The sequence below is a fragment of the Candidatus Desulfosporosinus nitrosoreducens genome (genome assembly GCF_030954495.1).
GTDB lineage: Bacteria > Bacillota > Desulfitobacteriia > Desulfitobacteriales > Desulfitobacteriaceae > Desulfosporosinus > Desulfosporosinus nitrosoreducens.
Window position 1 is genome coordinate 24,289 of sequence record NZ_JAVHUW010000075.1, and the last position, 26,124, is coordinate 50,412.

The 26,124-nt window shown below is 49.8% G+C and carries 22 protein-coding genes; all 22 read left to right on the forward strand.

What is annotated here, in order from left to right:
- The first annotated feature begins 1 nt into the window (after position 1).
- A complete protein-coding gene (locus REC12_RS22010) occupies positions 2 to 1,429 on the forward strand; it encodes a trimethylamine methyltransferase family protein (RefSeq protein ID WP_308897967.1) in 1,428 nt (475 codons plus the stop codon).
- 121 nt (positions 1,430 to 1,550) lie between these two features.
- Positions 1,551 to 2,180, forward strand: coding sequence for a cobalamin B12-binding domain-containing protein (locus REC12_RS22015; protein ID WP_308897969.1), 630 nt, complete (start codon positions 1,551 to 1,553; stop codon positions 2,178 to 2,180).
- Between the two features lie 266 nt (positions 2,181 to 2,446).
- A complete protein-coding gene (locus tag REC12_RS22020) occupies positions 2,447 to 3,103 on the forward strand; it encodes an ABC transporter permease (RefSeq protein ID WP_308897970.1) in 657 nt (218 codons plus the stop codon).
- 54 nt (positions 3,104 to 3,157) lie between these two features.
- Complete coding sequence (locus REC12_RS22025; RefSeq protein WP_308897972.1) at positions 3,158 to 4,273, forward strand: betaine/proline/choline family ABC transporter ATP-binding protein; 1,116 nt, start codon at positions 3,158 to 3,160, stop codon at positions 4,271 to 4,273.
- A complete protein-coding gene (locus tag REC12_RS22030; protein ID WP_308897974.1) occupies positions 4,274 to 4,918 on the forward strand; it encodes an ABC transporter permease in 645 nt (214 codons plus the stop codon). It abuts the gene before it with no gap.
- 103 nt (positions 4,919 to 5,021) lie between these two features.
- A complete protein-coding gene (locus REC12_RS22035) occupies positions 5,022 to 5,975 on the forward strand; it encodes a glycine betaine ABC transporter substrate-binding protein (protein WP_510167182.1) in 954 nt (317 codons plus the stop codon).
- A gap of 140 nt (positions 5,976 to 6,115) precedes the next feature.
- Positions 6,116 to 7,126: an ATP-binding protein gene (locus REC12_RS22040; RefSeq protein ID WP_308897978.1), complete on the forward strand. Its 1,011-nt coding sequence runs from the start codon at positions 6,116 to 6,118 to the stop codon at positions 7,124 to 7,126.
- Positions 7,127 to 7,179: 53 nt separating this feature from the next.
- Positions 7,180 to 8,658 (forward strand): trimethylamine methyltransferase family protein, encoded by a 1,479-nt coding sequence (locus tag REC12_RS22045; protein ID WP_308897979.1) that lies wholly within the window; start codon positions 7,180 to 7,182, stop codon positions 8,656 to 8,658.
- Positions 8,659 to 8,692: 34 nt separating this feature from the next.
- Positions 8,693 to 10,150: a trimethylamine methyltransferase family protein gene (locus tag REC12_RS22050; RefSeq protein ID WP_308897981.1), complete on the forward strand. Its 1,458-nt coding sequence runs from the start codon at positions 8,693 to 8,695 to the stop codon at positions 10,148 to 10,150.
- Positions 10,151 to 10,265: 115 nt separating this feature from the next.
- Positions 10,266 to 10,991 (forward strand): vitamin B12 dependent methionine synthase, encoded by a 726-nt coding sequence (locus REC12_RS22055; protein ID WP_308897983.1) that lies wholly within the window; start codon positions 10,266 to 10,268, stop codon positions 10,989 to 10,991.
- Between the two features lie 12 nt (positions 10,992 to 11,003).
- Complete coding sequence (locus REC12_RS22060) at positions 11,004 to 11,549, forward strand: (2Fe-2S)-binding protein (RefSeq protein WP_308897984.1); 546 nt, start codon at positions 11,004 to 11,006, stop codon at positions 11,547 to 11,549.
- On the forward strand, positions 11,549 to 12,448 hold the full coding sequence (locus REC12_RS22065; protein ID WP_308897986.1) for an FAD binding domain-containing protein: 900 nt from the start codon (positions 11,549 to 11,551) through the stop codon (positions 12,446 to 12,448). The genes REC12_RS22060 and REC12_RS22065 overlap by 1 nt, the downstream gene beginning before the upstream one ends.
- Positions 12,445 to 14,712, forward strand: coding sequence for a xanthine dehydrogenase family protein molybdopterin-binding subunit (locus tag REC12_RS22070; protein ID WP_308897989.1), 2,268 nt, complete (start codon positions 12,445 to 12,447; stop codon positions 14,710 to 14,712). Before REC12_RS22065 ends, REC12_RS22070 begins: the two co-directional genes overlap by 4 nt.
- Before the next feature lie 3 nt (positions 14,713 to 14,715).
- Positions 14,716 to 16,728, forward strand: a complete 2,013-nt coding sequence (hutU, locus tag REC12_RS22075) for a urocanate hydratase (RefSeq protein WP_308897991.1) — start codon at positions 14,716 to 14,718, stop codon at positions 16,726 to 16,728.
- A gap of 39 nt (positions 16,729 to 16,767) precedes the next feature.
- Complete coding sequence (locus REC12_RS22080) at positions 16,768 to 17,397, forward strand: cyclodeaminase/cyclohydrolase family protein (protein ID WP_308897993.1); 630 nt, start codon at positions 16,768 to 16,770, stop codon at positions 17,395 to 17,397.
- A gap of 40 nt (positions 17,398 to 17,437) precedes the next feature.
- On the forward strand, positions 17,438 to 18,334 hold the full coding sequence (ftcD, locus tag REC12_RS22085) for a glutamate formimidoyltransferase (RefSeq protein ID WP_308897995.1): 897 nt from the start codon (positions 17,438 to 17,440) through the stop codon (positions 18,332 to 18,334).
- 102 nt (positions 18,335 to 18,436) lie between these two features.
- Positions 18,437 to 19,696, forward strand: coding sequence for an imidazolonepropionase (gene hutI, locus REC12_RS22090; RefSeq protein WP_308897996.1), 1,260 nt, complete (start codon positions 18,437 to 18,439; stop codon positions 19,694 to 19,696).
- Between the two features lie 312 nt (positions 19,697 to 20,008).
- A complete protein-coding gene (locus REC12_RS22095; protein WP_308897997.1) occupies positions 20,009 to 21,295 on the forward strand; it encodes an L-cysteine desulfidase family protein in 1,287 nt (428 codons plus the stop codon).
- A gap of 286 nt (positions 21,296 to 21,581) precedes the next feature.
- A complete protein-coding gene (locus REC12_RS22100) occupies positions 21,582 to 23,525 on the forward strand; it encodes an ABC transporter ATP-binding protein (protein WP_308897999.1) in 1,944 nt (647 codons plus the stop codon).
- A gap of 164 nt (positions 23,526 to 23,689) precedes the next feature.
- A complete protein-coding gene (locus tag REC12_RS22105; protein WP_308898000.1) occupies positions 23,690 to 23,845 on the forward strand; it encodes a hypothetical protein in 156 nt (51 codons plus the stop codon).
- Positions 23,846 to 23,863: 18 nt separating this feature from the next.
- Positions 23,864 to 25,420 (forward strand): ABC-F family ATP-binding cassette domain-containing protein, encoded by a 1,557-nt coding sequence (locus REC12_RS22110; protein WP_308898001.1) that lies wholly within the window; start codon positions 23,864 to 23,866, stop codon positions 25,418 to 25,420.
- A gap of 371 nt (positions 25,421 to 25,791) precedes the next feature.
- Positions 25,792 to 26,124 (forward strand): MCP four helix bundle domain-containing protein (locus tag REC12_RS22115; protein WP_308898003.1); only part of this gene is annotated, 333 nt, incomplete at its 3' end.

Below are 26,124 nucleotides of genomic sequence, written 5' to 3' on the forward strand. Positions count from 1 at the left end.
AATGAATCCTTTGCTGGAAGTGCTTTCCCGCCAAGAAATCGAAGCAATTCATAGGGCTACCCTGGAGGTCTTAGAGAGCGCGGGGATGGAGTTTCGCCACCCTGAAGCCCTGGCCCTTCTGCGCGGAGGGGGAGCGAGGGTCGAAGGCAGCCGGGTGTATTTTAACCGGGCTCAGCTTACTCAAGCCTTAGAAACGGCTCCCGAGAGGTTTCTGCTGGAAGCGAGAAATCCCGGACGCTCGGTCTGGATCGGGGGGGCGACAACGGTATTTGCCCCTCCCGCAGGCTGTGTTTATGTTCAGGACCTGGGCGCTGTCAGGCGTCAGGCTGTGTTAAAGGATTACCTCAATCTTGTGCGTCTTATCCACCAAAGCCCTCATTTTGACACGAACGGGGGAGGGCTGGTGATACCGGAGATTCCGGGGTTCTCTGAGCAGGAGACTTTTGCTTTGCTGATTCTGGCCGGACACTGGTATTCGGATAAGCCACAAATGGGTTTGACACTTGAGGGAGAGATTGTGCGCACTTCCTTGGAAGTCAGCGAAATTATCTTTCAGAGAAGGCCGGGGTGTTACCTGTTGGGAACGGTTAATCCTGATTCCCCTCTGATCTACTCGGAGAAGATGCTGGAAAGTCTGCTGCTCTATGCCCGGGCAGGGCAGGGACTGATTCTGGCTCCCTGCAGTATGGCCATGGCAACAAGTCCGACGACCTTAGCCGGCACTCTTGTGCAAAATAACGCTGAAATTTTGGCGGGAGTCGTTCTGACCCAGCTTGTTAATCCTGGTACTCCTGTGGTTTATGGCAATACTTCGACGATTTCCGATATGAAAACAATGTCCATCGCTCTGGGGGCGCCGGAACTCTCCCTCCTGGTTGGAGCAGTCAATCAGCTGGCCCGCTATTATAATCTGCCCTCGCGGACAGGAGGAGCTTTAACAGATGCTAAGAGTCTGGATTTTCAGGCAGGTATGGAGTCCGTGTTGTCTATGGTTTCTACGGTAGCGTCTCAAACAAATGTTGTCTTGCATTCGGCCGGGATATTGGATTCTTTCCTGACCATATCGCTGGAAAAGCTGGTTCTGGATGAGGAGATCGGCGGGATGGCCCGGCGCTTCCGCCAGGGGCTGAACGTCAATGAGGATACCCTGGCGGTCGCCGAGATTTGCTCCCGCGGCCCTGGAGGTCACTTTTTGGATACGAACCACACCTTGAACCATTTCCGGCAGGAATTTTGGCATCCCAGGCTTTGTGACCGTCAGGCCTATGTTCCGCAGCGGGATTACCGGAGCCTTCTTGGGGAACGGGCGCATAAAATCTGGCAGGACAGGATCGCTGCTTACCTTCGTCCGGCATTGCCTGCAGGTGTGGAAGAGGAACTGCTCGATTACTATCAGCGCAAGTTTCATCGTCAACCTGAGTTTGTTTAATTTCTTTTGTTTAAGAGATGTCGGACCTTGCCGGCTAAGGATAACGGGAAAGGGCCTGCAGAACGTATCAGGGAGGTTATACTTTCCCACAGTATAAATAGAATTGAAAGGGGAGTTAGAAATGGAATTTTCAGAGTTGAGTGATTACGTCCTTAAAGGAAATGTGGAAAAGACTGCCGAAGGTACCAAATGGATGCTGGAACATGGAGTGGACCCTTTGCGGATTATCAATGAGGGTTTGATTGCGGGGATGAATACGGTGGGAGTACTTTTCAAAAAAGGGGATATGTTTGTTCCTGAAGTAATGCGCTGTGCTAAGGCGATGAGCGGAGCCGTGGCTCTCGTCAAGCCCCATATCGCCGATGCCGATATCCCTTCGCGCGGGACCGTGCTTATGGGGACGGTCAGGGGGGATCTTCACGACATTGGCAAAAACCTGGTTGTCATGATGCTGGAAAGTCAAGGTTTTCAGGTCATTGATCTGGGGGTCAATATTACTCCGGAACAATTCGTAGACGCCGTCGTCAAACATCAGCCTAAAGTTATGGGGATGTCGGCCTTGCTGACGACGACGATGCCGGGGATGAGTGAAACGATTAAAGCCTTAGAAAAAGCCGGCCTCAGGGATAAGGTAAAGGTCATGATCGGCGGGGCGCCTGTCACCCTGGCCTTTGCCAATCAAATCGGGGCGGATGGCTATGCCTCGGATGCCGGCAGCGCTGTGGAATTGTGCGGACGCTTTGTAGCGTAAGAGGAGGATTGGCTTCATTTTGCCTGGATGTGCAGTAATATTTTGCTGCAAAATTGAGTTTGCACCGGCCTGAAACCCAGGCGTTGAATGGGCTTAGCCAGGATTTGCAGAGCAAAAAACTCTGCACTTCTGCTCCATGAGACAGGCAGAGGTGCTGATTTCACAATTATCCGAAAACGGGCATGGTTTTTGCATCAAAAAGATAATTTAACCAAGTATTTGATTTACAGCAAGAACTGAAAAATATTGGGAGAGGAGTGAGAGAAGTGACGTTAGAGGATTTTGTAAACTTTATTACCAAAAATACCGGAACGATCATGGAGTATTCCGGCAATCACTTTACCCTTGTTCTTACGACGGTGCTGATTTCTTTAGTGATATGGGTTCCTGCCGGCCTCTTGTTAACTAAAAGCGACAAATGGGCGGCTCGGGTTTTAGTCTTGGCTAACACGATTTTTTGTATTCCCAGTTTATCCATGTTCGCTATTTTAGTTGCTATTCCTTTCTTCGGCTTAGGCCGAAAGTCCGCTCTGTTTGCTTTAGTTCTTTACGCTATGATGCCTTTGATCCGCAGCGTTTATGACGGGGTAAAAAATGTGGATCGGAATGTGATCGAAGCGGCCAGGGGAATGGGGATGAGTTCGGGTAGGATCATGCGTGAGATTCTCTTGCCCTTAGGTATTCCCATTATTTTCGCCGGTTTTCGGATTACAGTTGTGATGACAACGGGAATCGCGGCTATCGCCACTTACATAGGAGAACGCAATTTAGGCCGGTTTATTTCGGAGGGGCTTGTGCGTTCCAACACTCCCATGATGGTTACCGGGGCTCTGATTATCTCCATAATAGCCGTTGGTTTGGATACAATTCTGGGGGGAATTGAGAAGTTAATTGTTCCCCGGGGGTTAAGGTTAAATCGTTAAGCTCAGGTTTCTATTTTGTCTGAGACTAGAGAAGGTTGGCAGAGGGGGATCTTGATGATCGAACTAGAGCAAGTCACAAAGCAGTACCCGGGTCAGGTGATGCCGGCGGTAGAACGATTGTCCCTTTCCGTGCCTGAGGGAGAGATTTGTGTTTTGGTCGGTCCCTCGGGCTGCGGGAAAAGCACCACGCTGCGGATGATTAACCGTATGATTGAACCAACATCCGGAGTCATCAAAATCAAGGGCAACAACGTACTAAGCACAGATCCGGATCAGCTGCGCATGGGTATTGGCTACGTGATTCAGCAGATCGGCCTGCTGCCGCACCGGACGATCGCCGAGAATATCTCCATTGTGCCTCGGCTGTATAAATGGCCGAAGGAAAAAATCACCAGGCGGGTGGAAGAACTTTTAATGATGATGGGGCTTGATGTGGAGAAAACTTGGGGAAAATATCCGGCTCAGCTGAGCGGGGGGCAGATGCAGAGGGTGGGGGTTGCCCGGGCAATGGCCGTAGATCCGCCGATCATGCTGATGGATGAGCCCTTTGGCGCGGTAGACCCGATTGCCCGCAATCATCTTCAGGATGAGTTTCTGCGTTTGCAAAAAGAGATCAAGAAAACCATTGTCTTTGTGACTCATGATATCAATGAAGCCATTAAAATGGGTGATAAAATTGCTATTTTCAATAGCGGGAGGCTGGTTCAGTTCGGGACCCCTGAAGAGATTCTGACCCGTCCGGTCAATGACTTTGTGGAAACTTTTATCGGGCATGACCGGGTTGTAAAAAAACTCAATCTTTATCGTGCGGAAGAGGCCATGAAGCCGGTCAGGTGTGTTGTGAAGGACGATGAGCTGACGCAGGCGGCGCAAAAGATGAAAGATTGCGGCGCGGAGATGGCCTTCTTGTTGAGTCGGGACGGCAAAGCCTGCGGGCAGATTACGGAAGCCGATCTCAGCGAACTTGGCAGTGACTTTGACAAGCTCAGAGAAAGAGCGGCCCGCAGGGAGAAGGCCTTCGTTCAGACAACAACAGTGTTGCCGGATGCCCTTTCTCTGTTGCTGGAATATGACACTGACTATCTTGGGATTCTGAGGGGTGAGGAATTGTGCGGGGTGCTCTCTTTCCAAGACATCCGGCGCCACGTCTACCGAAAAGAGGGTGATTAGATGAGTTGGGAGAATTTCAGGGTTGCCTTGTTCGAGAAGGCGCCGGAAGCCCTGCTGGAGCATTCGGAAATTGTTTTGGTGACGGTGTTTATCGCTATCGTGATCTCCGTACCTTTGGGGATTGTTTTAACAAGACCGAAGTTTAAAAAGTTCGGCTTAGTCATGTTAAACTTACTCAATATTTTGCAGGCGATCCCGGGTTTAGCGATTATTGCTTTGGCCTTGCCGATTTTGGGATTAGGTATGAAGCCGGCTGTGGTAGCTTTGCTGTTTCAGAGCCTGCTGCCCATTGTGAGAAATACCATCGCAGGGTTGATGGAAGTGAGCTCGGATGTGAAAGAAGCTGCTTCCGGCATGGGAATGTCTCCAAGGAGAATTCTTTACGAAGTGGAGCTTCCTTTAGCGCTGCCGATCATTCTCAGCGGTATCCGCACGGCCACGGTTTATGTTGTGAGTATTGGGACTTTAGCGGCACTGATTGGCGCCGGAGGTCTGGGAAATCTGATTATCGGCGGCTTGGCGTTATTTAGACCGGAATACTTGCTGGTTGGGGCTGGGTTAGGGGCGATTATGGCGATCTTTTTGGATCGAGTGCTTAGTCTCCTCGAGTACCGTATCACTCCTCCCGGTATGCGGGTTGAATAAGTTGACCTGAATTGAGTCGAAAGGAGGGGGATCAACCGGGCAGGGTGCTGAAGGCTTTAATGCTTGAAGATAGATGATCAATACTTATTCTTTAGGAAGGAGTATGTACATGAAGAAAAGATTTATCTTTGGCCTTGTTACAGTCTTAGCTCTAGTCTTAGCTTTGGGGGGAGTTGCGGGCTGCGGTTCTCAGTCCGCTGCTTCCGGAACAGCGGATAATGCCAAAAAAGGCCCGACTATTAAGATTTCGTCTAAGACCTTCACTGAAGCCTCTCTCCTGGGAACGATGACTTACCAGTATCTCAAAGGGTTGGGTTATCCCGTGGATAATAAAATGGGTTTAGGGGAACTGGCGGTCATCAGGCCTGCTCTGACCTCCGGACAAATCGACATGTACTGGGAGTACACCGGTACGGGCGTTATTAATTTGATGAATCATGCACCTGTTTATGATGAGCAGGAAAGCTACAAACTGATTAAGGACTGGGATGATTCTAAAAATGGCATTGAGTGGCTGGATTATGCTCCCCTTAATGACACCTATGGAATTGTCGTACGCCAAGATGTAGCCGCCAAGTATAATCTGAAAACGACCTCCGATTATGTGGCTCTCGTGAAAAAAGGCGAACACCTCAAGTTTGTCAGTTTCCCGGAATGGGACGGCCGGGCGGATGGCTTGCCGTCCTTTGAAAAGGCTTATGATTTCAAGATGCCTAAAGATGACATCGTCGATGTCGCAATGGGCTTAAACTATGATACCCTTAAAGCCCAAAAAGGGGACTTGGCTTTAGCTTTCACTACGGAACCGAGAATTGTCACAGATAAGCTGGTGATGCTCGAAGATGATAAAAAGGCGTTTCCTGTGTATAATGCCTGTCCTGTTGTCAGAAAGCAAATTGTGGAGGCCTATCCGACCTTAACAGCCGACCTCAAAAAGCTGAGCGAAGTGCTCGACACCAAAACCATTACAGAGCTGAACATGCAAGCGGACATAGAGAAGAAATCCGTTGAAGAAGTTTCTACGACTTTTCTGAAGAGCAAGGGATTACTGAAATAAAGATATATAACGATAAGAATGTTCGTTAGCTCCCCGGGTAAATGATACTTCAGATTGGCCACTTTGTGCCCTTGAATGCCTCTAGGCTTGGGGGTATAGGGTGGTCAATTATCGTTCTGAAGTGAAAGGCAGGATTTTAGATGCCAGGGATAGCTGAAACGCCGGAAGCCCAGAGGGAATTGACAAGGAAAAAGTTTGCCGGATTGTTCGGCGTGCCGGAGTTCGTTCTTCCTTATCTTCCATACTTTGTTACAGAGCGGGAAATGGCTCTGGTAATTCGCTTAGACGGCCAACGATGTTCGCTGCCTGAGATAGCTGGGAAATTAGGCTGTCCTGCGGAAGAAATTGAGGCTTTTTTAGAGGAATGTTATGTGGGAAAGCTCCTCCACCGGGAAGAAGTACAGGGGGAAATGGTCTATTGGGCGGCGGATTTCTACGAGCGCTTAGATTATTTGTGCAAATTTAAAGAGGATTATAGGGAGCTGGATCAGGAACTTCTCCAGGCTTTAGATAAGTGGTGCTATGAAACTTATGCCCGGAAAATGGCACCGTACCTTGAAGCCCTGGGCAAGGGAGAGTTCGTGGAGAGAGCACCGGAAACTTTTGAGCTGATAGAAAATTTGGAGAGATTATTGGCAGGGGTTCGCGAGATACGCTTGGTCCCCTGCAACTGCCGCCAATTAGCCGGGTGTGGCAGACCAACAGGGACATGTTTCAGTTTTGACGGTTCTATTACGGATCGGAGCTTAGGACGTGCCCTTACGAAGAAAGAAGCGAAAGAAATCATTTTGTCGGCTCATAAACAAGGGCTGATGCAGCAGGTGAACAGTGACTGGCGTACTCAAGGAGCGGCCTGGTTATGCAATTGTTGTGCGTGTTGCTGTTATCCTACGCGGTTGGCTCAGGAAAAAGGAACAAAGGGTGTGTTTCCGGTTGTTCAATACGTGGCCCGGCGTGACCTGAAGCGCTGCGCGCACTGCGGCGCCTGTGCCAGGCGATGTAATTTTGGGGCTTTTTTCCCGGGAGAGGCCGGGATTATAGTTGAAGGAAAGGTCCGGAAAAAAGTTGAGTTTGCTCCTGAGAAGTGTTGGGGCTGTGGAAGCTGTGTTGATGTCTGCGCCAAGGAGGCTATCCTTATGGTCCCCAGATAAAAGGTGTTCCGGAAAAGACTATTGATGTATCAGGTGCAGAGGAGGATATAGTGATGAGAAGGATTCGTTCCAACAGTACGGAACAGGGAACTCCGCTTTTAAGATGGGTTACGGAAAACCAACTGGAAGAGATTCATTTTGCCACCTTAGAGGTTTTGGAACGTACAGGTATTGTAGTCGATCATCCGGAGGCCTTGCGTTTGCTGACGGAAGCAGGCTGCCTTGTCAATGGGCATCGCGTCCGGATACCGGGCTGGCTGGTGGAAGAGTGCCTGCGCTTAGCTCCGCGCAAAATTGCCGTGGCAAACCGGCAAGGCCGGCGGGTCATGCCGCTGGAAAAGAATCGCACCTATTTCGGAACGGGATCGGATCTTCCTTTTACGATCGATCTCGAAACGGGAAAGCGGCGGCGCTCAACTAAGAGAGACGTGGAACTAGCCTGCCGGGTTATGGACTACTTGCCGAACTATGACTTTGTCATGAGTTATGCCATTGCCTCTGATCAGAGTGACAAAGTGAGCGACCTGCACCAAATGGAGGCTATGGTTGCGAATACGGCCAAACCTTTGCTGGTTACGGCCCATGATGAAGTTAATATGCGTGCTCAATTGGAAATGGCCGCCTTAGTCGCCGGAGGCAGGGAGAACTTGCGCCAAAATCCCTTTATGATGCTCTACTCGGAACCGATTTCTCCCTTAGTGCATACAAACGATGGCATCGGCAAAATGTTCGCTTGTTTTGAATATGGAGTTCCCGTTGTGTACACCCCCGGGATTTTAGCAGGTGCGACAACGCCGGTCACCAAAGCGGGTGCGATTGTTTTGATGAATGCAGAAGCTTTGGCAGGCGTGGTCATGGCTCAGCTGAAACAAAAAGGGGCGCCTATTATTATTGGCGGCGGGGCAACCCCTATGGATATGAAAAGCACCGTGACCTTATACGGGTCACCGGAAACTTTAATGAATTATGCCATCATGACTCAATTATCCCAGTATTATGGAATTCCCAATTTTACCGAGGCTGGGTGTGTGAATGCACCTGTCCCGGATGCCCAGGCCGGGATGGAGGCCGGCAACGGGATTTTAATGGCCCAGCTGATGGGGGCAAATCTGGTTCATGATGTAGGATATCTCGAAGGCGGAAAAACCGGTTCTTTGACCTTCTTGACCATGTGCGACGATTTTATCTCCAATGCCCGTTATATGGGCGGAGGTACGACTTTGAACGCAGAGACTCTGGCCGTCGATGTGATTGACGAGATAGGACCGGGAGGAAACTATGTGGCTCACCCGCATACGTATGAACATTTTCGCGAGGAGATTTGGGTGCCTAAGCAGTTCAATCGTTTGTTCTGGGAGGTCTGGGAGGAAGGGGGCGCCAAAACCGTAGAAGACCGCTCCAGGGAATTAGCCCGGGAAATTTTAAAGAACCATATGCCGGAACCATTGGAGGAAGCAGTTCGCACAGGCTTGGCGGAAATCATCGCTGAGACAGGGGAACGGAAAAAAGTCTCTCGCAGGAGATCCAGATAAACAACAGCAAATCAGCGTAAAAGGAGGTCTTGGCATGGGTGTAGGCAGTTCCCACGGGAATGGGTTGTATTTCCGGACTCTGACAGAAAAACAGGCCGAGGAGATTCATTTGGCCAGCTGCCAGATCCTTGAAGAAACAGGTTTGATAATTCACCACGAAGAGGCCGTGGAGATCTTGCGCAGTGCAGGAGCCCGCGTCGCGGGGGGGAACCGGGTTTGTTTTCCTTCTTTCCTGATAAAGCAAGCCCTCCAGTCCGCTCCTTCCCGGGTTACCTTATACAACCGCAAGGGAGAAGCAGCTCTTTACCTGGAAGGAACCAATGTGTATTTCGGTACGGGCTCGGATACTCTCAACTATTTAGATCCTTTCAGCCGGGAGCGGAGAAGCTGGCGCCAAGCGGATGTGGCTCAGGCCGTGAGAATTTGCGACGCTCTGCCGAATATCGATTTCGTAATGTCCATGGGTTTTCTTTCCGACGTGGAGCCACCTATGATCAACCGCGAGCAATATGCACTGATGGTGCAAAATACGATGAAGCCCCAAGTTGTGATCGCCGAGGACGGGGATACCTTGCTGGATATTATCGAAATGGCGGCAGTGGCTGTGGGAGGAAAAGAACGCTTGCGTCAGAAACCCCTGTTCATGATTTACACGGAGCCGACCTCTCCTCTGCAGCAGCCCAGGGAGTCTGTAGACAAACTCCTGCTGGCTGCGGAGCATGGGGTGCCCACAAATTTTGCCTGTGGCGGCGTTGCCGGTGCCTCGGTTCCCACAACGGTGGGCGGCGCCCTGGTTCTGGCCAATGCCGAGGCTTTAAGCGGCCTGATTCTGCATCAATTGAAGGCGCCGGGAGCTCCTTTCATTTATGGTTACGGCAATTCTCCTTTGGATATGAGAACCATGCAGGCTGTGTATGCCACGCCCGAGGCCATACTCTTCCAAGGGGGCATGGTTGATCTGGCGCATTACTACCGGCTTCCTTCCTGGGGCTATGCGGGATGCTGCAATTCTAAGGTTTGTGACGAACAAGCTCTGATGGAGTCAACTCAATTTACTCTGATGGGGGCTTTGCAGGGCTGCAATATTATGCATGATGTGTTTTATATGGAATTCGGCTTGACAGGATCTTTGGAATTGCTTGTGATCTCCAACGAGGTCATTGGGAGGACCAAACGCTTGCTGAAAGGTATCGACACGGATCGAGAGTCTCTGGGAGTTGAAGCAATCCGGCGGGTGGGTCCGGGAGGGAATTTCCTGGGAGATGATCACACTGCCGATCATTTCCGGGAGAACTGGCAAGCAGATCTTTCGGATTTCAACAGTTTTGAGGGTTGGACAGAAAGTGGAAGTCTGACGATGATTGAACGTGCCCGAACGAGGATTAAAGATATTTTAGCAACCTACCAACCGGAATCGCTTCCCGAAGACGTGAAGGCGGGAATAGCATCCATACTGAGAAAGGCAAGAGCAAAATTCGGCGAATCGGTGTAACACCTTGAGGCTTTTAGTGAGCTGATCTATGGTTTGGTCCAGGATGGTAGAGCTTTGCCTGTAAAATATTATGTCAGACGACGAAGAAGTTAGGGTTTAAAGGAGTGGATAGAGGATGGAACAACGGGAATGGAAAAACCTAACACTGGATATTCCGGAGATTTATCGCCGCATAGGGATGCCGGATGCTGATTCCGAGAGGAGCAGGAGTTTTCGTTCAGTTATTGAAAAGGTTCGTTTACAGGCCTTAGAGTTCATTGATGCGCGTTGCATTTTTGCTTATTTTCCGGTAAAGATCTCCGGGAGGGAGGAGATTCTTCTGGACAATCGATTTCCCGTTAAAGCTGCCGGGTCCTTTTTTGAAGGCGCCGAAGAGGTTATGGTAGCTGTGCAGACGATTGGCCCGCAGTTACTGGAGGAATCTGCCCGCTTGTTTCAAGACGGCGAAATGCTGGAAGGGATGATCCTCGACGGGTGCGGGACGGTGGCCGTGGACGAGGTCCTGGAGCTGATTCGGGGTCTGGCCATTGAACGGGCGAGCGGACAGGGACTGCAGACCGGGTATAATTTATGTCCCGGAGGCCGGCAAGTTCCCCTGGAAGTTCAAAAGACGATCTTTCAGCTTTTAGACGGGTCGCAAATCGGGGTGACCTTGACAGAGACACTGCTCATGTCACCCGTGAAGTCACACTCTTTAATGATTCCCTTGGGCAGATGCTTGAGCAAACCAAATTCATCCTGCGCTATTACCTGCGAAATGTGCTCAGGCCAGTATACATGTCCGCATAGTCGCCTCAAGTTCCAGAAAACCGGGGAATCGGCTGTGCCGGAAGAGGATTAGGGGGCTGCGCAAATGCTGGAGATAGAGATGACGGTGAATGGTCGGAAGCAAAGGCTGGGGATTAACCCCCGGGACCGGCTGATCGATGTTCTGCGCGATACTTTGAGGTTAACTGGGGCTAAGGAGGGGTGCAGCGGGGAAGGAGAATGCGGGGCTTGCACGGTGATCATGGATGGCCAGGCGGTCAATTCCTGTCTGGTATTGGCCTTTCAGGCCCGCAACCGTCAGATCATAACTATTGAAGGATTAGAGAAAAACGGAGAACTTGACCGGCTGCAGCAGGCCTTTATTGATCAGGGAGCTGTTCAATGCGGGTACTGCACTCCCGGGATGATCCTATCCGCCAAGGCTCTGCTTATGAACAACCCGCATCCGGAGGAAGCGGAGATTAGGACGGCTATTGCCGGGAATCTTTGCCGCTGCACCGGGTATGTCAAAATTATCAGGGCCATTCAGCAGGTTGCCGCAGCTACTGACGTTAGCGGCGATTTAAGTAGGCATTTCCCTACCGGAGAGCAAAAGGTAACCTCTGTCTGTGGAAATGGAGGCGGGAAGTAATGGGCGGAGAGTATCGGGGGTTTGACCTATTCGGACCAACGTCCCTGGGAGAGCTGATAGCCGGGATTAAAGGTTATAGCGGCCGGCTTGCTTTTTTAGCCGGTGGAACGGACCTGCTCATTGAACTCCAAAAAGGGCGGCAAAAGCCCCAGCTTGTGGTCGATTTATCTCAGGTTAAAGAGCTTTACGGTGTACAAAAGGAGAAAGATAGGCTGTCTATTGGCAGTATGACTACTTTCAGCCGTCTATCCCGGGAGTCCGCAGTTCGCGCCAGAGCCTTGTGTTTAGCTCAAGCCGCAGGACAAATCGGTTCGGCGCAAATCAGAAACAGGGGGACTCTGGGCGGGAATATCGCCAGCGCTTCGCCGGCGGGAGACAGCTTGCCGGGACTTTTAGTTTTGGAAGCGCAAGTCACAACCCTTGCACCGGAGGGGGCACGCAGAATTCCCATGGACCGGATACTGACCGGCAAAGGCCGGACCTGTCTCAAGCCCTCTGAGGTGATTACCGGAATTGAAATTCCCAGCGGCGGGAAACATTTTTTAAGTGGTTTCGAAAAGATAGGGAGTCGGAGCGCCGTATCGATTGCCCGTTTAAATATGGCAGTGGCTTTGAATTATGAGAAAACCGGCAAGGTTATCAAGGATGTGCGGATTGCCGTGGGGGCTCTGGGGGAAACGGCTTTTCGCCTGAGGACTGTGGAACAAGCCCTTGAAGGACAAAAGCTTGGGCCGGGCCTTTTGAGAACCTGGGAGGAAATGCTGGTAGAAGCTGTGGATGGAGCGATTACGGGGAGAAGCTCCCATCCCTACAAACGAGTGGCGGTCAGAGGTTTGGCCAGGACAATGGCCGCTAACCTTTGGGGTTCAGACCCGTCTTTGGGAGGAATGTTTTCATGAGTGGAGATTGCCTGAAGTATGTCGGCAAAACTCTGCCGATCCATGATGCCCCCGGCAAAGTTAGGGGGACGCTTAAATATACGGGAGACTTGAAATTTGACGGCATGCTGCATGCCAAGTTGCTATTCAGTCCCTGGCCTCATGCCAAAATTCTGTCGATTGACGCTGTGGAGGCTTTGAGCATGCCCGGAGTCGTGGGCGTCTTTACTCATGAAAATACACCTAAGACCGCCTATAACAGTCAGGTTTGGTTTGAAGGGCAGCAGGCCATGACCTCTGAGGATGAGCGGATATTTACGGATACGGTCCGCTATGTCGGAGATAGGGTGGCGGCCGTGCTGGCCGTTGATGACAAGACGGCGCGGGAAGCTCTGGGCCTGATTAAGGTGGAGTACGAAAAACTGCCCTTTTATCTGGACCCGGAAAAGGTTCCCGCTCAAGAAGGAGTGATTCATCCCGTTTCCGAACCTTTTTTCAGGAAGGAACTGAAATGCGGAAGCCCGGAGGAAGTTTTTGCAGGAGCGGAATTGGTGGCGGAAGACCGGATCGAAACCCCGAAAGTGCATCATGCCGCTCTGGAGCCGCATGTGTGTCTTGCCCTCCCGGATCACAACGGGAAAATCACGGTCTTATCGCCTTGCCAAATTATCTATGCGGTCCGCTTAAATGTGGCTAGGGTTCTCGGTTTGCCTTTCAATAAAGTCAGGGTTATCAAAACCCCCATGGGCGGTTCTTTTGGGGGAAAACAGGAAGTTATTTTAGAACCGCTCTGCGCCTATTTAGCCCTGAAGACGGGCAAACCTGTCAAAGTTGAGCTGGAGCGCAGGGCCTGTATTGCTTCGACCCGTACCCGCACTAAAGTAATCAGCTATGTCAAAACGGCGGCTGACCGCCAGGGAAAGATTTTGGCCAGGGACTTCCGGGTGCTTGCGGATACCGGTGCTTATACTTCGAACGGCGCGGCTCTCGTAACAGCCATGGGCAAAAAGCTGTTCCGGCTTTACCGGGTGGCCAATCAACGATACCAGGGTATGGCTGTGCACACCAATACTCCGGTTGCCGGGGCGGCCCGGGGGTACGGAACGCCGCAAATCATGGCTATTTCGGAAATCAATCTGGACCATACGGCCCGCAAGCTGGGCTTAGATCCCTTGGAATTTCGTTTAAAAAATTTAGTTCGGCCCAATGATCCCGATTTAAGCGGAGGGCCCTCTCTCGGGGATGCGCGGATTGTGGAATGCGCCCAGGAAGGGGCCGGGCTGTTTGCCTGGTACGCCAAGCGACGGAGGCCGCCAGGCCAGGGACGATTCCGCAAAGGTGTAGGAATGGCCTGCTGTACGCACGGAAACGGCTATTTTGGAGCGTTTCAGGATTTTGTGACGATGACCTTAAGGATGCTGGAAGATGGCAGCATGATTCTATTGTCCGGATTGCACGATTTGGGATGCGGCACCATCACCTCGATTAAGCAAATTGTGGCGGAAGTCATGGACATTGATCCCGGACGCATAGAAATGCCCGAAGGGGATACGGAGACGAGTCCTTATGATATTGGTTCCCAAGCGAGCAGGGTCATGCACGTCTGCGGCGGGGGTGCGCTGAAAATCGCCGAGGCGGTCAAAGAACTTTTCTCCGCTCAGGCCGCTTTAATTCTTGACTGTGCTCAGGATGACGTGGTGATGTGCGAGGAGATGGTTTGGTCCCGCCGGGACCCGGAAGGCAAATATTCCTATGGAGATATTGCCAGTCGGGCTCAGCGCCAAAATCAAACGGAAATTATTATCACGGAAACTTACCGGGCGACGGATAATCCCGGGTCTTACGGGGCAAATTTCGCCGAAGTTGAAGTGGATACTCTGACGGGACTGGTTAGAGTTTTGGATGTTGTGGCTGCTTTTGATGTCGGCAAAGCCATTAATCCCGGCTTTGTGGAAGGGCAAATTTACGGGGGAATACAAATGGGTTTAGGTATGGCTCTGACAGAAGATCTTGATATCGACCCTGTAACTGGTATAGTAAGAGGGGACAGTTTGGCAAACTATCATATTGTCAATGCGCCGGACATGCCGCCCGTTCGGGTGCTGCTCATAGAAAAAGGGGAAAATGACGGACCTTATGGAGCTAAAAGCATCGGGGAAATTGCAACCTGCGCGATAGCTCCGGCCATCGTCAATGCGGTAAACCACGCCTTAGGGACCGGGCTCAGTGTACTGCCTCTTACGCCGATGAGAATTCTGAGCGGCCTGAAAAAGAAGGAGGGTTAAGTGATGAACAGTAATCGTGATATCTCGCAAGCTATGACCGTTAAACTGGACGCCGTACTGCCTGAAGCCAAAGAATTTGCAGAGGGAATTCGCAGGGCTCCGGACCGTGGGTATAGTCTTACTCCGGAACAAACGAAGGTTGCCTTAAAGAATGCCTTGCGCTACGTGCCGGAAGAACTTCATGAAATTTTGGCTCCGGAGTTTTTGCAGGAGCTGCGCACCCGGGGGAGAATTTATGCCTATCGTTATCGCCCGGCAGGCAAACTGTCCGGGAAGCCGATTTCCGAGTATAAAGGGAATTGCATCGAAGGAAAGGCTTTTCAGGTCATGATTGACAACAATCTTGACTTTGACGTAGCCTTATACCCTTATGAGCTGGTTACTTACGGAGAGACGGGCAGTGTCTGCCAGAACTGGCTGCAGTATTGTCTGATTAAAAAGTATTTGGAAGTCATGACGGATCAGCAGACCCTGGTGGTGGAATCCGGTCATCCCGTGGGTTTATTCCCCTCGCGCCCCGAAGCCCCGCGCGTCATTATTACCAATGCTTTAATGGTGGGAATGTTTGATAATCAGAAAGACTGGGAAATCGCCGAACAGATGGGAGTGGCCAATTACGGCCAGATGACGGCGGGAGGCTGGATGTATATTGGTCCGCAGGGCATTGTCCACGGGACCTTTAATACCTTGCTCAATGCCGGACGCCTGAAACTCGGCGTGCCCCATGACGGGGATTTAAAGGGCTATTTGTTTATTTCCTCGGGTCTCGGCGGGATGAGCGGTGCTCAAGCCAAGTCGATTGAAATCGCCCAAGGTGTGGGAATTATCGCCGAAGTGGATGAGTCGCGCATTCAGACCCGGCATGAACAAGGCTGGGTTGCTAAAGTTTCAGCGGATTTGGAGGAAGTCTTTAAGATTGCCGCCGAGTATATCGCGAAGAAAGAACCTACGTCCATTGCCTACCAGGGCAATATTGTGGACCTGCTGGAGTATGCCGTGGAAAAAAACATCAAGGTGGATTTACTCTCGGATCAAACCTCCTGCCACGTTGTTTACGAAGGGGGATACTGCCCGCAAGGGATTACTTTTGCCGAGCGGACGAGGATGCTCGCTGGGGAGCGCGAAGAATTTAAGAAACTGGTGGACAAAAGTTTAAGACGTCAATACGAGTTGATTTCAGCGCTAGTTCAACGGGGGACTTATTTCTTTGACTATGGCAACTCATTCATGAAAGCGGTTTACGATGCCGGAGTGAAAGAGATCTCCAAAAACGGAGTGGATGAAAAAGACGGCTTTATTTTCCCGTCTTATGTGGAAGATATTATGGGACCGGAACTTTTTGATTACGGTTACGGGCCTTTCCGCTGGGTTTGCTTGAGCGGCAGGAAAGAAGACCTGCGCAAAACGGATGAAGCGGCGATGGCTTGCATTGATCCTAACAGGCGGGGCCAAGACAGAGATAACTATATCTGGATCAAAGACGCTGAGAAAAATAAGCTGGTCGTCGGAACACAAGCCAGAATTTTATATCAGGATGCCGAAGGGCGGATTAAAATCGCTCTCAAATTTAACGATTTGGTTCGCCAAGGTGTGATCGGTCCCGTGATGCTGGGACGCGATCATCACGATGTGAGCGGGACGGATTCACCCTTCAGAGAAACGGCCAATATCAAAGACGGAAGCAATGTCATGGCCGATATGGCCGTGCAAAGCTACGCCGGGGATGCCGCCCGGGGCATGAGCCTGGTGTCCCTGCACAATGGCGGGGGTGTAGGAATCGGCAAGGCCATCAATGGCGGCTTTGGCTTAGTTCTTGACGGGAGTGAACGTGTGGACAACGTCATTAAATCGGCGCTTCTCTGGGATGTCATGGGAGGAGTTGCCCGTCGTTCCTGGGCCAGGAATGAACATTCCATTGAGACGAGTATTGAGTTTAACGAGCGTTATGCCGGGAAAGGGCATATCACCATACCGTTCATTCCAAAGGACGAATTGATAGAGCGGGTGTGCAAGTAGAGGGCCGCGTTTATTTTACGTATGGAGGGAGCAGAAACATTGGCTTTAAAAGATATGGACCTGCGTGAATTCGGACTTGAGGTGGCTTCTTCGTCGCCTGCGCCCGGCGGGGGGAGTGTGGCGGCTTACGCGGGGACTCAGGGGTATGCTCTTGTTGCCATGGTTTGCCGCTTGACCATGGGGAAAGAGAAATTCGCCGCCGTTCAGGATGAGATGAAATCCTTGCTGGATACAGCTCAGATGAAGCAAGAGCTGTTGTTGTCCCTTGTGGACGAAGATACGGAAGGGTTCAACAGCGTGATGGAGGCTTTAGGGCTTCCGAAACAAAGCGAAGAGGAAAAAAGTCTGCGCCGTGAGGCTTTGGAAAAGGCTACGCTTAAAGCGGCAGAGATTCCTCTGCGGACCGCCCGGGAGTGTTTTAGCGGTTTGCGCCTGCTTCCGGGTTTATTGGACAAAGGGAACTCCAACGCTCTAAGTGATATGGGGGTAGCGGCTTTAATGTTTAAAGCCGGTTTGGAAGGGGCGCTCTACAATGTCCAAATTAATGCCCTGGGACTGAAGGCGGCTGATAAGAGAGAAGAACTCTTGGCGGAGTGCCAAACTCTGCGTCAGGAAGGGAACTTATTATTTGAAGAGTGTCAAAGCAAAGTTTTGGAACGGCTGCAATAGGGGAAAGAGTTAAGAACTGAGATTTTAGGGGGATTTGTACGTGGTAAAAATCGTGGAATGTATTCCGAATATCAGTGAGGGACGGCGGACGGAAGTTGTGGAAAAGATTCTTGATGAGGTGAGACAAGCAGCCGGTGTTACTTTGCTGGACTACTCCAGCAATGCGGATCACAATAGGACGGTCATCAGCATGATCGGGGAGCCGGGCAATGTTCTGGAAGCAGCCTGGAGGCTGATTGTCAAAGCCGCTGAGTTGATTGATCTTGATCAGCATCAGGGAGAGCATCCTCGCATGGGGGCGACAGATGTCGTGCCTTTTGTTCCCGTGCGGGGAATGACAATGGAAGAATGTGTGGACCTCGCTAAGACCCTGGGAGAACGCGTGGGCAGGGAGCTGTCAATTCCCGTCTATCTTTATGAGAAAGCGGCAACTCGGGCAGAGCGCAGGAATTTGGCCGATGTACGCCGGGGACAGTATGAGGGCCTGAAAGAAAGCATTAAAACGCCGGAAAGAACCCCGGATTATGGTCCCGGTGTTTTGGGCAAGGCCGGAGCGACAGCCATTGGCGCCCGTCCGCCTTTGGTAGCCTTTAACGTGAACTTAGGGACAACGAATCTGGAGATCGGTAAAGCGATTGCCAGGGGAATTCGCGGGAGCTCAGGCGGATTTGTCAATGTCAAGGCTTTAGGAATCGATCTTTCCGAGCAGGGAATGGTGCAGATTTCCATGAATATGGTGGACACCCAGGGAACTCCCTTGTACCGGGCCCTGGAATTTATTAAAACGGAAGCGGCACATTATGGGGTGCCTATTGTGGGCAGTGAGATCGTAGGGCTGGTTCCCCTGGATGCGATGCTGGATGCCGCAACCTATTATTTAAAACTCCACGATTTTTCAAGTGAACAAATTTTAGAAAAACGGGTCTTTGGCTTTTAAAACGATTCTCTGGCCGTATGCGGCGTCAAGATGTCTGAGTGATGAGGCCGTGGGGGTAAAACCCGACAGGGGTTTCAGATTAGATTTTGAGGAGATGGTGTGATGAAGCATGCTGATCTTTTGATCCATTCGGCTGCTGCCTTGGTAACGATGGCGGGGCATTCGGCTGGCCCTGCCCGTGGCGCTGCAATGTCGGAGGTCGGGTTGATTGAAAATGGCGCTGTCGCTGTCCGTGAAGGCAACATCGTGGCCGTAGGTTTGACGGAGGATGTTCTGGGAAGCGAGTGGCTGGGTCCCGATACCGTTCAAATAAATGCCCAAGGGAAAGTTGTGACGCCGGGATTCGTCGATCCCCATACCCACGTGATTTACGCCGGTTCACGCGAGCATGAATTATCCTTGAAGCTTAAAGGAGTTCCCTACCTGGATATTCTTAAACAGGGCGGGGGAATTCTTTCCACGGTTCGCAGCACTCGACAGGCTACTGACGAGGAACTTAAAGCGCAAACGAGCCGCCGTCTCAGGACAATGTTAAGCCTCGGTACGACAACTGCTGAAGTCAAAAGCGGCTATGGGCTGACCCTGGAAGAAGAGCTCCGAGCGCTGCGCCTGATCAAAGAATTGGATCAGGCGCAGCCAATCGATCTTGTCCCGACCTTTATGGGGGCCCATGCTGTCCCGCCGGGATACAGTGAAGAAGAGTTTACGGATATTGTTGTCAATGATATGCTGCCCCAAGTTGCTTCTGAGGCTCTTGCCGAGTTCTGCGATGTTTTTTGCGAACCGGGGGTTTTTAGTGTTCAATCAAGTGAAAGGATTCTGAAAAAAGCCAAAGAATTGAACTTAAAGCTGAAAATCCATGCGGATGAACTGGATTCCGCCGGAGGAGCTGAGTTAGGGGCTAAACTGGGGGTTACGAGTGCCGATCATTTGCTGCAGGCTTCAGACGAAGGGATTGCAGCTTTAGCCAAACAGGGGGTCATTGCGGTGCTCCTGCCGGCGACTTCCTTTAATCTGGCTAAAAACTCCTATGCAAGGGCAAGGGCGATGCTGCAAGCCAATGTGCCTCTGGCCTTGGCCACAGATTCCAATCCCGGATCATCACCGACGGAGTCCATGCCGCTGGTTTTGACCCTGGCTTGCCTTTATCTCCGTCTCACCCCGGAAGAAGCACTGACCGCGGCAACCATCAACGCCGCCCATGCTGTCGGCAGGTCCGACCGGGCGGGCAGTTTGGAAGTGGGCAAGCAGGGGGATATTCTTGTTCTTGACGTGCCCAATCTTAACTATTTGCCCTATCATTTCGGGCATAACCCTGTGAACATGGTGATAAAACGCGGCAAGATAGTTTGGGAGGCTTAATCGGCCTTAATGTAACTTAAAATAGCCTAAGATGATAAGTATGACGGCATGAGCAAGGAAAGCGTCCTCTCTTTAAATTTAGAACAGTGGGGAGAGAACGTTTTCTTTTTATGTAACGAGTCAAAATTTCAGAGGTTTAAGTTTTTGTGCTTTGTTTTTCTTAATCAAGAAGATTTACGATCTAAAAATGATTTATTGCAAGGGGAACAAAAAGAGGAGTTTTACTACTCGCAAAAGAATAGTACATAAAGGATCATGTACGCTATTCGCTTAGCTTATTGGTCGGCCAGCAAAGAAAGAGGGGATAGGACAGTGCACTATGTAGAATTCTTAAGACTTTTAGAGAAAGAACTTGTCGTTGCCCTGGGATGTACGGAGCCGGTGGCGATTGCTTATGCGGCCGCTTTGGCCAGGAAGCATGTCAAGGGTGACGTTGTTTCCTCCGTCAGCGTTCTGGCTAGCGCCAATGTTATAAAAAATGCCATGGCGGTTACGATTCCCGGCACAAAAGGGAGCGGAGTCAATTTAGCGGCTGCTTTAGGAGTTGTTGCCGGAGATGCTTCCAAAGGGCTTGAAGTGTTGAACGGCTTGATGCCCCGGGACGTTGAAATGGCCAAGGAAATGATTAAAGCAGAAAAAATCAGAGTCGATGTGGCCGATACTTTGAAAAAACTGTACATTGAAGTTGTAGTGGCAACGTCTCAATCTTCCGCGAAAGTGGTTATTGCCGACGAGCATACTCAAGTGGTTTACTTGGAAGCCGACGGAGACATCATCCTTGACCGTCTTAACGAAGATGCGCGGGATGAGCGGGAAAAGAAAACGGACTCTTTTTTATCCCTTGATGCCATATGGGATTTTGTGCAGGCGGTTGACCTTCGGGATCTGGGCATTATAGAAAAGGCCATTGAGCTTAATACCAACATTGCTATGGAAGGTCTAGCCAATGAGTATGGTTTGCAAGTTGGTAAGACGATTCAGGAAAGCGTTCGCAAAGGGATCTTTGCCGATGATTTGATAACCCAGGCCATGGCTCTGACAGCAGGTGCCTCAGATGCCCGAATGTCGGGAAGCACTCTGCCGGTTATGAGCAATTCGGGAAGCGGCAACCAGGGGATTTCCGCCACCTTGCCGGTTGTTGCCGTCGGGCAGAATTTGCATGTCTCTCATGAGCAGCTCCTCCGGGCCGTGACTCTGAGCAATTTGATCGCCATATATATTAAGACAAGGATCGGTCGGCTTTCGGCTCTTTGCGGGGCAACGGCCTCGGGGACAGGCGCGAGTTGTGGGATTGCCTATTTGCTTGGGGGAGGCAAGGGGGAAATCAAAACAGCCATTCAGAATATGCAGGGCAATGTCAGCGGAATGTTCTGTGATGGCGCCAAAGCGGGATGTGCTTTAAAGCTCTCGACTTGTACAAGTACGGCTGTTCAGTCGGCGATTATGGCTATGGCAGGAATAGCCATTCAGTCCACAGACGGAATTATTGAGAGTACCGCCGAGCAAACGATTGAAAACCTCGGCCGTTTGGCTGCTCAGGGCAGCCGGGAAATGGACCGGATTATTCTTGATATTATGGTCAATAAGAAAGTTTGCTAAGTAAGGGTCAATAGGTTTAAGTTTCCTATAACTTTAAGTATGCAGTCGGGTCATAAAGCCCTGATAGGATTTTTGAAATCCTCAAAAAAGAGTCCCATAGCAATGCGGTGAAACTGCATTAGCTGTGGGGCTTTTATAAATGTGTAACCAGACGGCCGCCTAAGCACCCTAAGTTTTCTTGCTAAAATACATGTTCATCCTCTTCTGAAAACCGAAAGGGTCAGAAGGTATACAGGGGAATCTTTTGTCGAATCATGATATAATGAGATCGTTTGGAGGAACGGAAATGAACATTATGGCGGTTGAGAACTTAGCGAAAAGTTATGGCGAAAAGGTTCTTTTTAAGGATATTTCCTTTGGGATAGACGAAGGGGAAAAAATCGGGATCATTGGCGTGAATGGAACGGGTAAATCCACACTGCTTAAAATCCTGGCAGGTGTTGAGCAGCCGGATCAAGGTCATGTAGCGATGGGGAATAATCTTCGTTTAGAATTTCTTCCTCAGAACCCGGAGTTTGAAGATGGGGCGACGGTATTGCAGCAGGTTTTCAAAGGAAATTCCCCCGTCATGAAATTGTTGCGCGAGTATGAAATGGCTCTGGGAAAATTAAATGAGCAGCCGGAAAATGCAAGCCTCCAACAAGCCGTAATTTCCCTTGGGCAGCAGATGGATGAACTGGATGCCTGGCAGCTGGAAAATGAGGCCAAGACGATCCTCACCAAGTTAGGAATTTCTAAATTTGATTTGCTCGTGGGAACTCTGTCGGGTGGACAAAGAAAGCGTGTGGCTTTAGCCAGCGCTTTGATCAATCCCACGGATATGCTGGTTTTGGATGAGCCGACCAACCATATCGACAATGACACTGTCGATTGGCTGGAACAATATTTGAATAAACGTAAAGGCGCCTTGGTTATGATTACCCATGACCGGTATTTTCTTGATCGGGTAGTAGGCCGGATTATAGAGTTGGATCAAGGCAACATGTACGCTTATCCCGGAAATTATAGCCGCTTTTTAGAATTAAAGGTAGAACGTGAAGAACAAGCTGAGTCGAACGAAAGAAAACGCCAAAATCTTTACCGCAATGAGCTGGCCTGGATGCGGCGCGGTGCTCAGGCCCGGACGACTAAGCAAAAAGCCAGGATCGAGCGGTTCGAAAAGCTTCAGGCAAGTAAACCGGCGCTGCATAATGAGCGGTTGGAGATCATTGCGGGGGCCTCTCGTTTAGGGAAAAAAATTCTGGAATGTCACACGGTGCAAAAGGGGTTCTCAGGCCGAGGCCTGGTGATTAAGGATTTTAGTTATGTTTTTTTGAGAAACGATCGGATAGGGATTATCGGCCCGAACGGCAGCGGCAAAACAACTCTCTTAAATTTGCTGGCCGGGCGCTTGGCTCCGGATCAGGGTGCGGTTGAGGTGGGGTCAACCGTTAACATCGGCTATTTTGCCCAAGAAAATGCGGCGCTGCATCCTGATTTGCGTGTCATTGAGGAAATCAAAACTGTGGCTGAGGTGATTCCGACGTCTGACGGCGGTTTTTTGACGGCCTCCCAAATGCTGGAGCGGTTTTTGTTTCCTCCGGCTCTGCAGTGGACTCCGCTCAGCAAACTTTCCGGCGGTGAAAAAAGAAGGCTCTATCTGTTGAAAATTCTCATGGGGGCTCCCAATGTCCTTTTATTGGATGAGCCGACGAATGATTTGGACATTCAGACCTTGACGGTATTAGAAAATTATCTTGATGACTTTCCCGGTGCAGTTGTTGCTGTGTCTCATGACCGGTATTTTCTGGACCGCGTGACAGACAAGATCTTTTCTTTTGTAGGGGGAGGTTCTATTCGTTCCTATGTGGGAAACTATTCGGATTACCGGGAACAAGTGTATGCCGCCGAGCAGCTGAAAACGCAGGTTGCTCAGCAGGAGGTTCTGCGCAAAACCATTGCTCGTCAGGAGGATAAGCACGAGCCGGAACGCCAAAAAGAACGTCCCCTCAAGATGACCTTTAAAGAGCAGCAGGATTTCGCGCAAATTGACGCTCAAATAGCTCAGGCTGAAGAGGCTCTGCAGTGTAACCAGCAAATGCTCAATGAGGCCGGCGGAGATTTTACAAGGCTGACCGAGCTGGCCAAAGTTCAGCAGGAACTGGAAGAAAAACTAAATGAACTCATCGAACGCTGGACATACCTTAATGAATTGGCCGAAAAAATTGCTCAGGGTAAAGGAGCGATTTAGCCTTGCGGATAACTAATGTAAAGATTAGAGTTCTTGTAAAATGAGGGCCGTTTGCTGTTTGCTGATTTCGGCCTGGGAATACCCGTTTAGTGGCGGGTTGTGATATGCTAAGAGTCACGGTTAGGCAAACTTGTATCGAGTAATGACTGATGGGAGATAATTTGATGGATGACAAAACTCTTGAGCAGATGAAAAAGATTCTTGCGGATAAAAAATTGAAGAGTTCGCAGCAAGGCGGCCCGGTTAAGGCTACGCCAAAAATCGGTGAAGCGAGAAAGGGTATTAAGCGGCGTAAAGTCGGAGGCATGTTTGATAAGTAAGGAGAGAAGATACGTTTAATGAGCATACTTAATGTGGAAAATGTGAGCCATGGTTTTGGCGGGCGTAAAATCTTGGAAGAGGTTAGTTTTCGCCTGCTGAAAGGCGAGCACGTAGGCCTTGTGGGGGCTAACGGAGAGGGAAAGTCCACCTTTTTGGATATCATCACGGGAAAGCTGATGCCGGACAAAGGAAAAGTGGAATGGTCGAATCGGGTCACGGTTGGGTATCTGGATCAACATACGGTGTTAAGTAAAGGGAAGACTATTCGCGATGTCCTTAAGGAAGCTTTTCAGGGAATGTTTGATTTGGAAGCTGAGATCATGACCTTATATGAGCGCATGGGCAATGTTTCTGACTCGGAAATGGACAAACTTTTGGAAGACGTCGGAGAAATCCAGAATATTTTGGAACATAACGGGTTCTATACTTTAGATGCCAAGATTGAAGAGGTTGCCAACGGATTAGGTCTGGGAGAGATTGGTCTGGACAAAGAGGTCACGGACTTAAGCGGGGGACAACGGACAAAGGTTTTACTGACAAAGCTTTTATTGCAGAGTCCGAGTATTTTGATTTTAGACGAACCTACAAATTTTTTGGATGTTGAGCATATAGAGTGGCTAAAGCGTTATCTGATTAATTATGAAAATGCTTTTATTTTAGTGTCCCATGATGTTCCTTTCTTAAATGAGGTTATCAATGTCATTTATCACGTGGAAAATGCCAGTTTGACTCGCTATACCGGAAACTACGAACAATTTATGCAGCTTGTCGAAATTCGCAAGCAGCAGGAGATTAAGGCTTACGATAAGCAGCAGAAAGAAGTTGACCGTTTAGAGGACTTTATTGCCCGCAATAAAGCAAGAATTTCTACGACGGGACGGGCTAAGAGCCGTCAGAAGCAGCTGGATAGAATGGATCTTCTGGAGAAGCCTAAAGAAAAGATTACCCCGACCTTTAAATTCCGAGAGGCAAGGGCGCCGGGCAAAATGATTTTTGAGGCTAGAGAGATTGTTTTAGGGTATGATGAGCCTTTGACGCGGCCGCTGAACCTGACGTTGGAGAGAGGCCGCAAAGTGGCGATTCGAGGGGTTAATGGTTTAGGAAAATCCACGCTGCTCAAGACCCTTCTCGGTTATATCGATCCGATTTCCGGAGTGGTCGAACTTGGAGATTACCTCTATCCCGGTTATTTCGAACAGGAGTCAAGCCGTAAAAATGAGAAGACGGCTTTAGAAGAAGTCTGGAATGAATTTCCCGGTTTGGCGAATGCCGAAGTCCGGGGAGCTTTGGCTAAATGCGGTTTAACCAGCGAGCATATTGCCAGCAAAATGATGGTCTTGAGCGGGGGAGAAAATGCCAAGGTCCGCTTATGCAAACTAATGCTTAAGGATGTGAACTGGCTGGTTTTGGACGAGCCGACGAATCATTTGGATGTGGAAGCTAAAGCAGAGTTGAAAAAAGCGATCACTGATTATAAAGGAACAGTGATTGTCGTTTCCCATGAACCGGAATTCTATCAAGATTGGGTGACGGATGTCTGGAATCTGGAAGAGTGGACGACAAAGATAGTCTGATTACTTCACACGTTTTTTCCAAATACGAATTAAAAATTAAGTCTCTTAATTTTACTGGAATCTTCCTCGGATATTAATTAGGGGAAGATTTTTTATGTCAAAGCTGCTTTGCGCTGTATACCCTATCTGCCGCGGTATGAGCACGGCTGAGCCAAGTGTTGTCCTTTTTAAAACTCGCCAACAAGCAGGGTAATTGAAAAGATGATGGATGACAGGTGTTAGGTCTTGGTGATTTTTTCACAAATTCTTTAATCAATGTTCACAGATAAGTTTTGATTACTTGGTACTATACCAATAGAGTTAAATTACGGTAATTATGTGGTATAGCTTCAGATGAATCATCTTGGCTATCAGGAAAGGCGGAAAAGAGAGTGAAGATTAGAACTAAACTGCTCGGCTCGATTTTAATTGTCATAATTATTTTTCTTTTGGGCAATATTTTTACCCTTAGTCAAATCAATCAGATGCAAACCGATGTCAATAACATAGACCAGAAACAACTGCCCAGTATGATGGACGTAGATCTTATAAACATGGACATTTCAGATGTCCAAAGACTGTCAGAAGCTTATGTTTTGGAAACCAGCGATAAAAAAGAAGATCTTGAAAAACAATTAAATGCTACACTTGATGAGATCTCCCAGACTTCTAATCGTCATCAAAGCTATATCACAACTGCGGAGGAACGCCAGTTATTTGCTAAA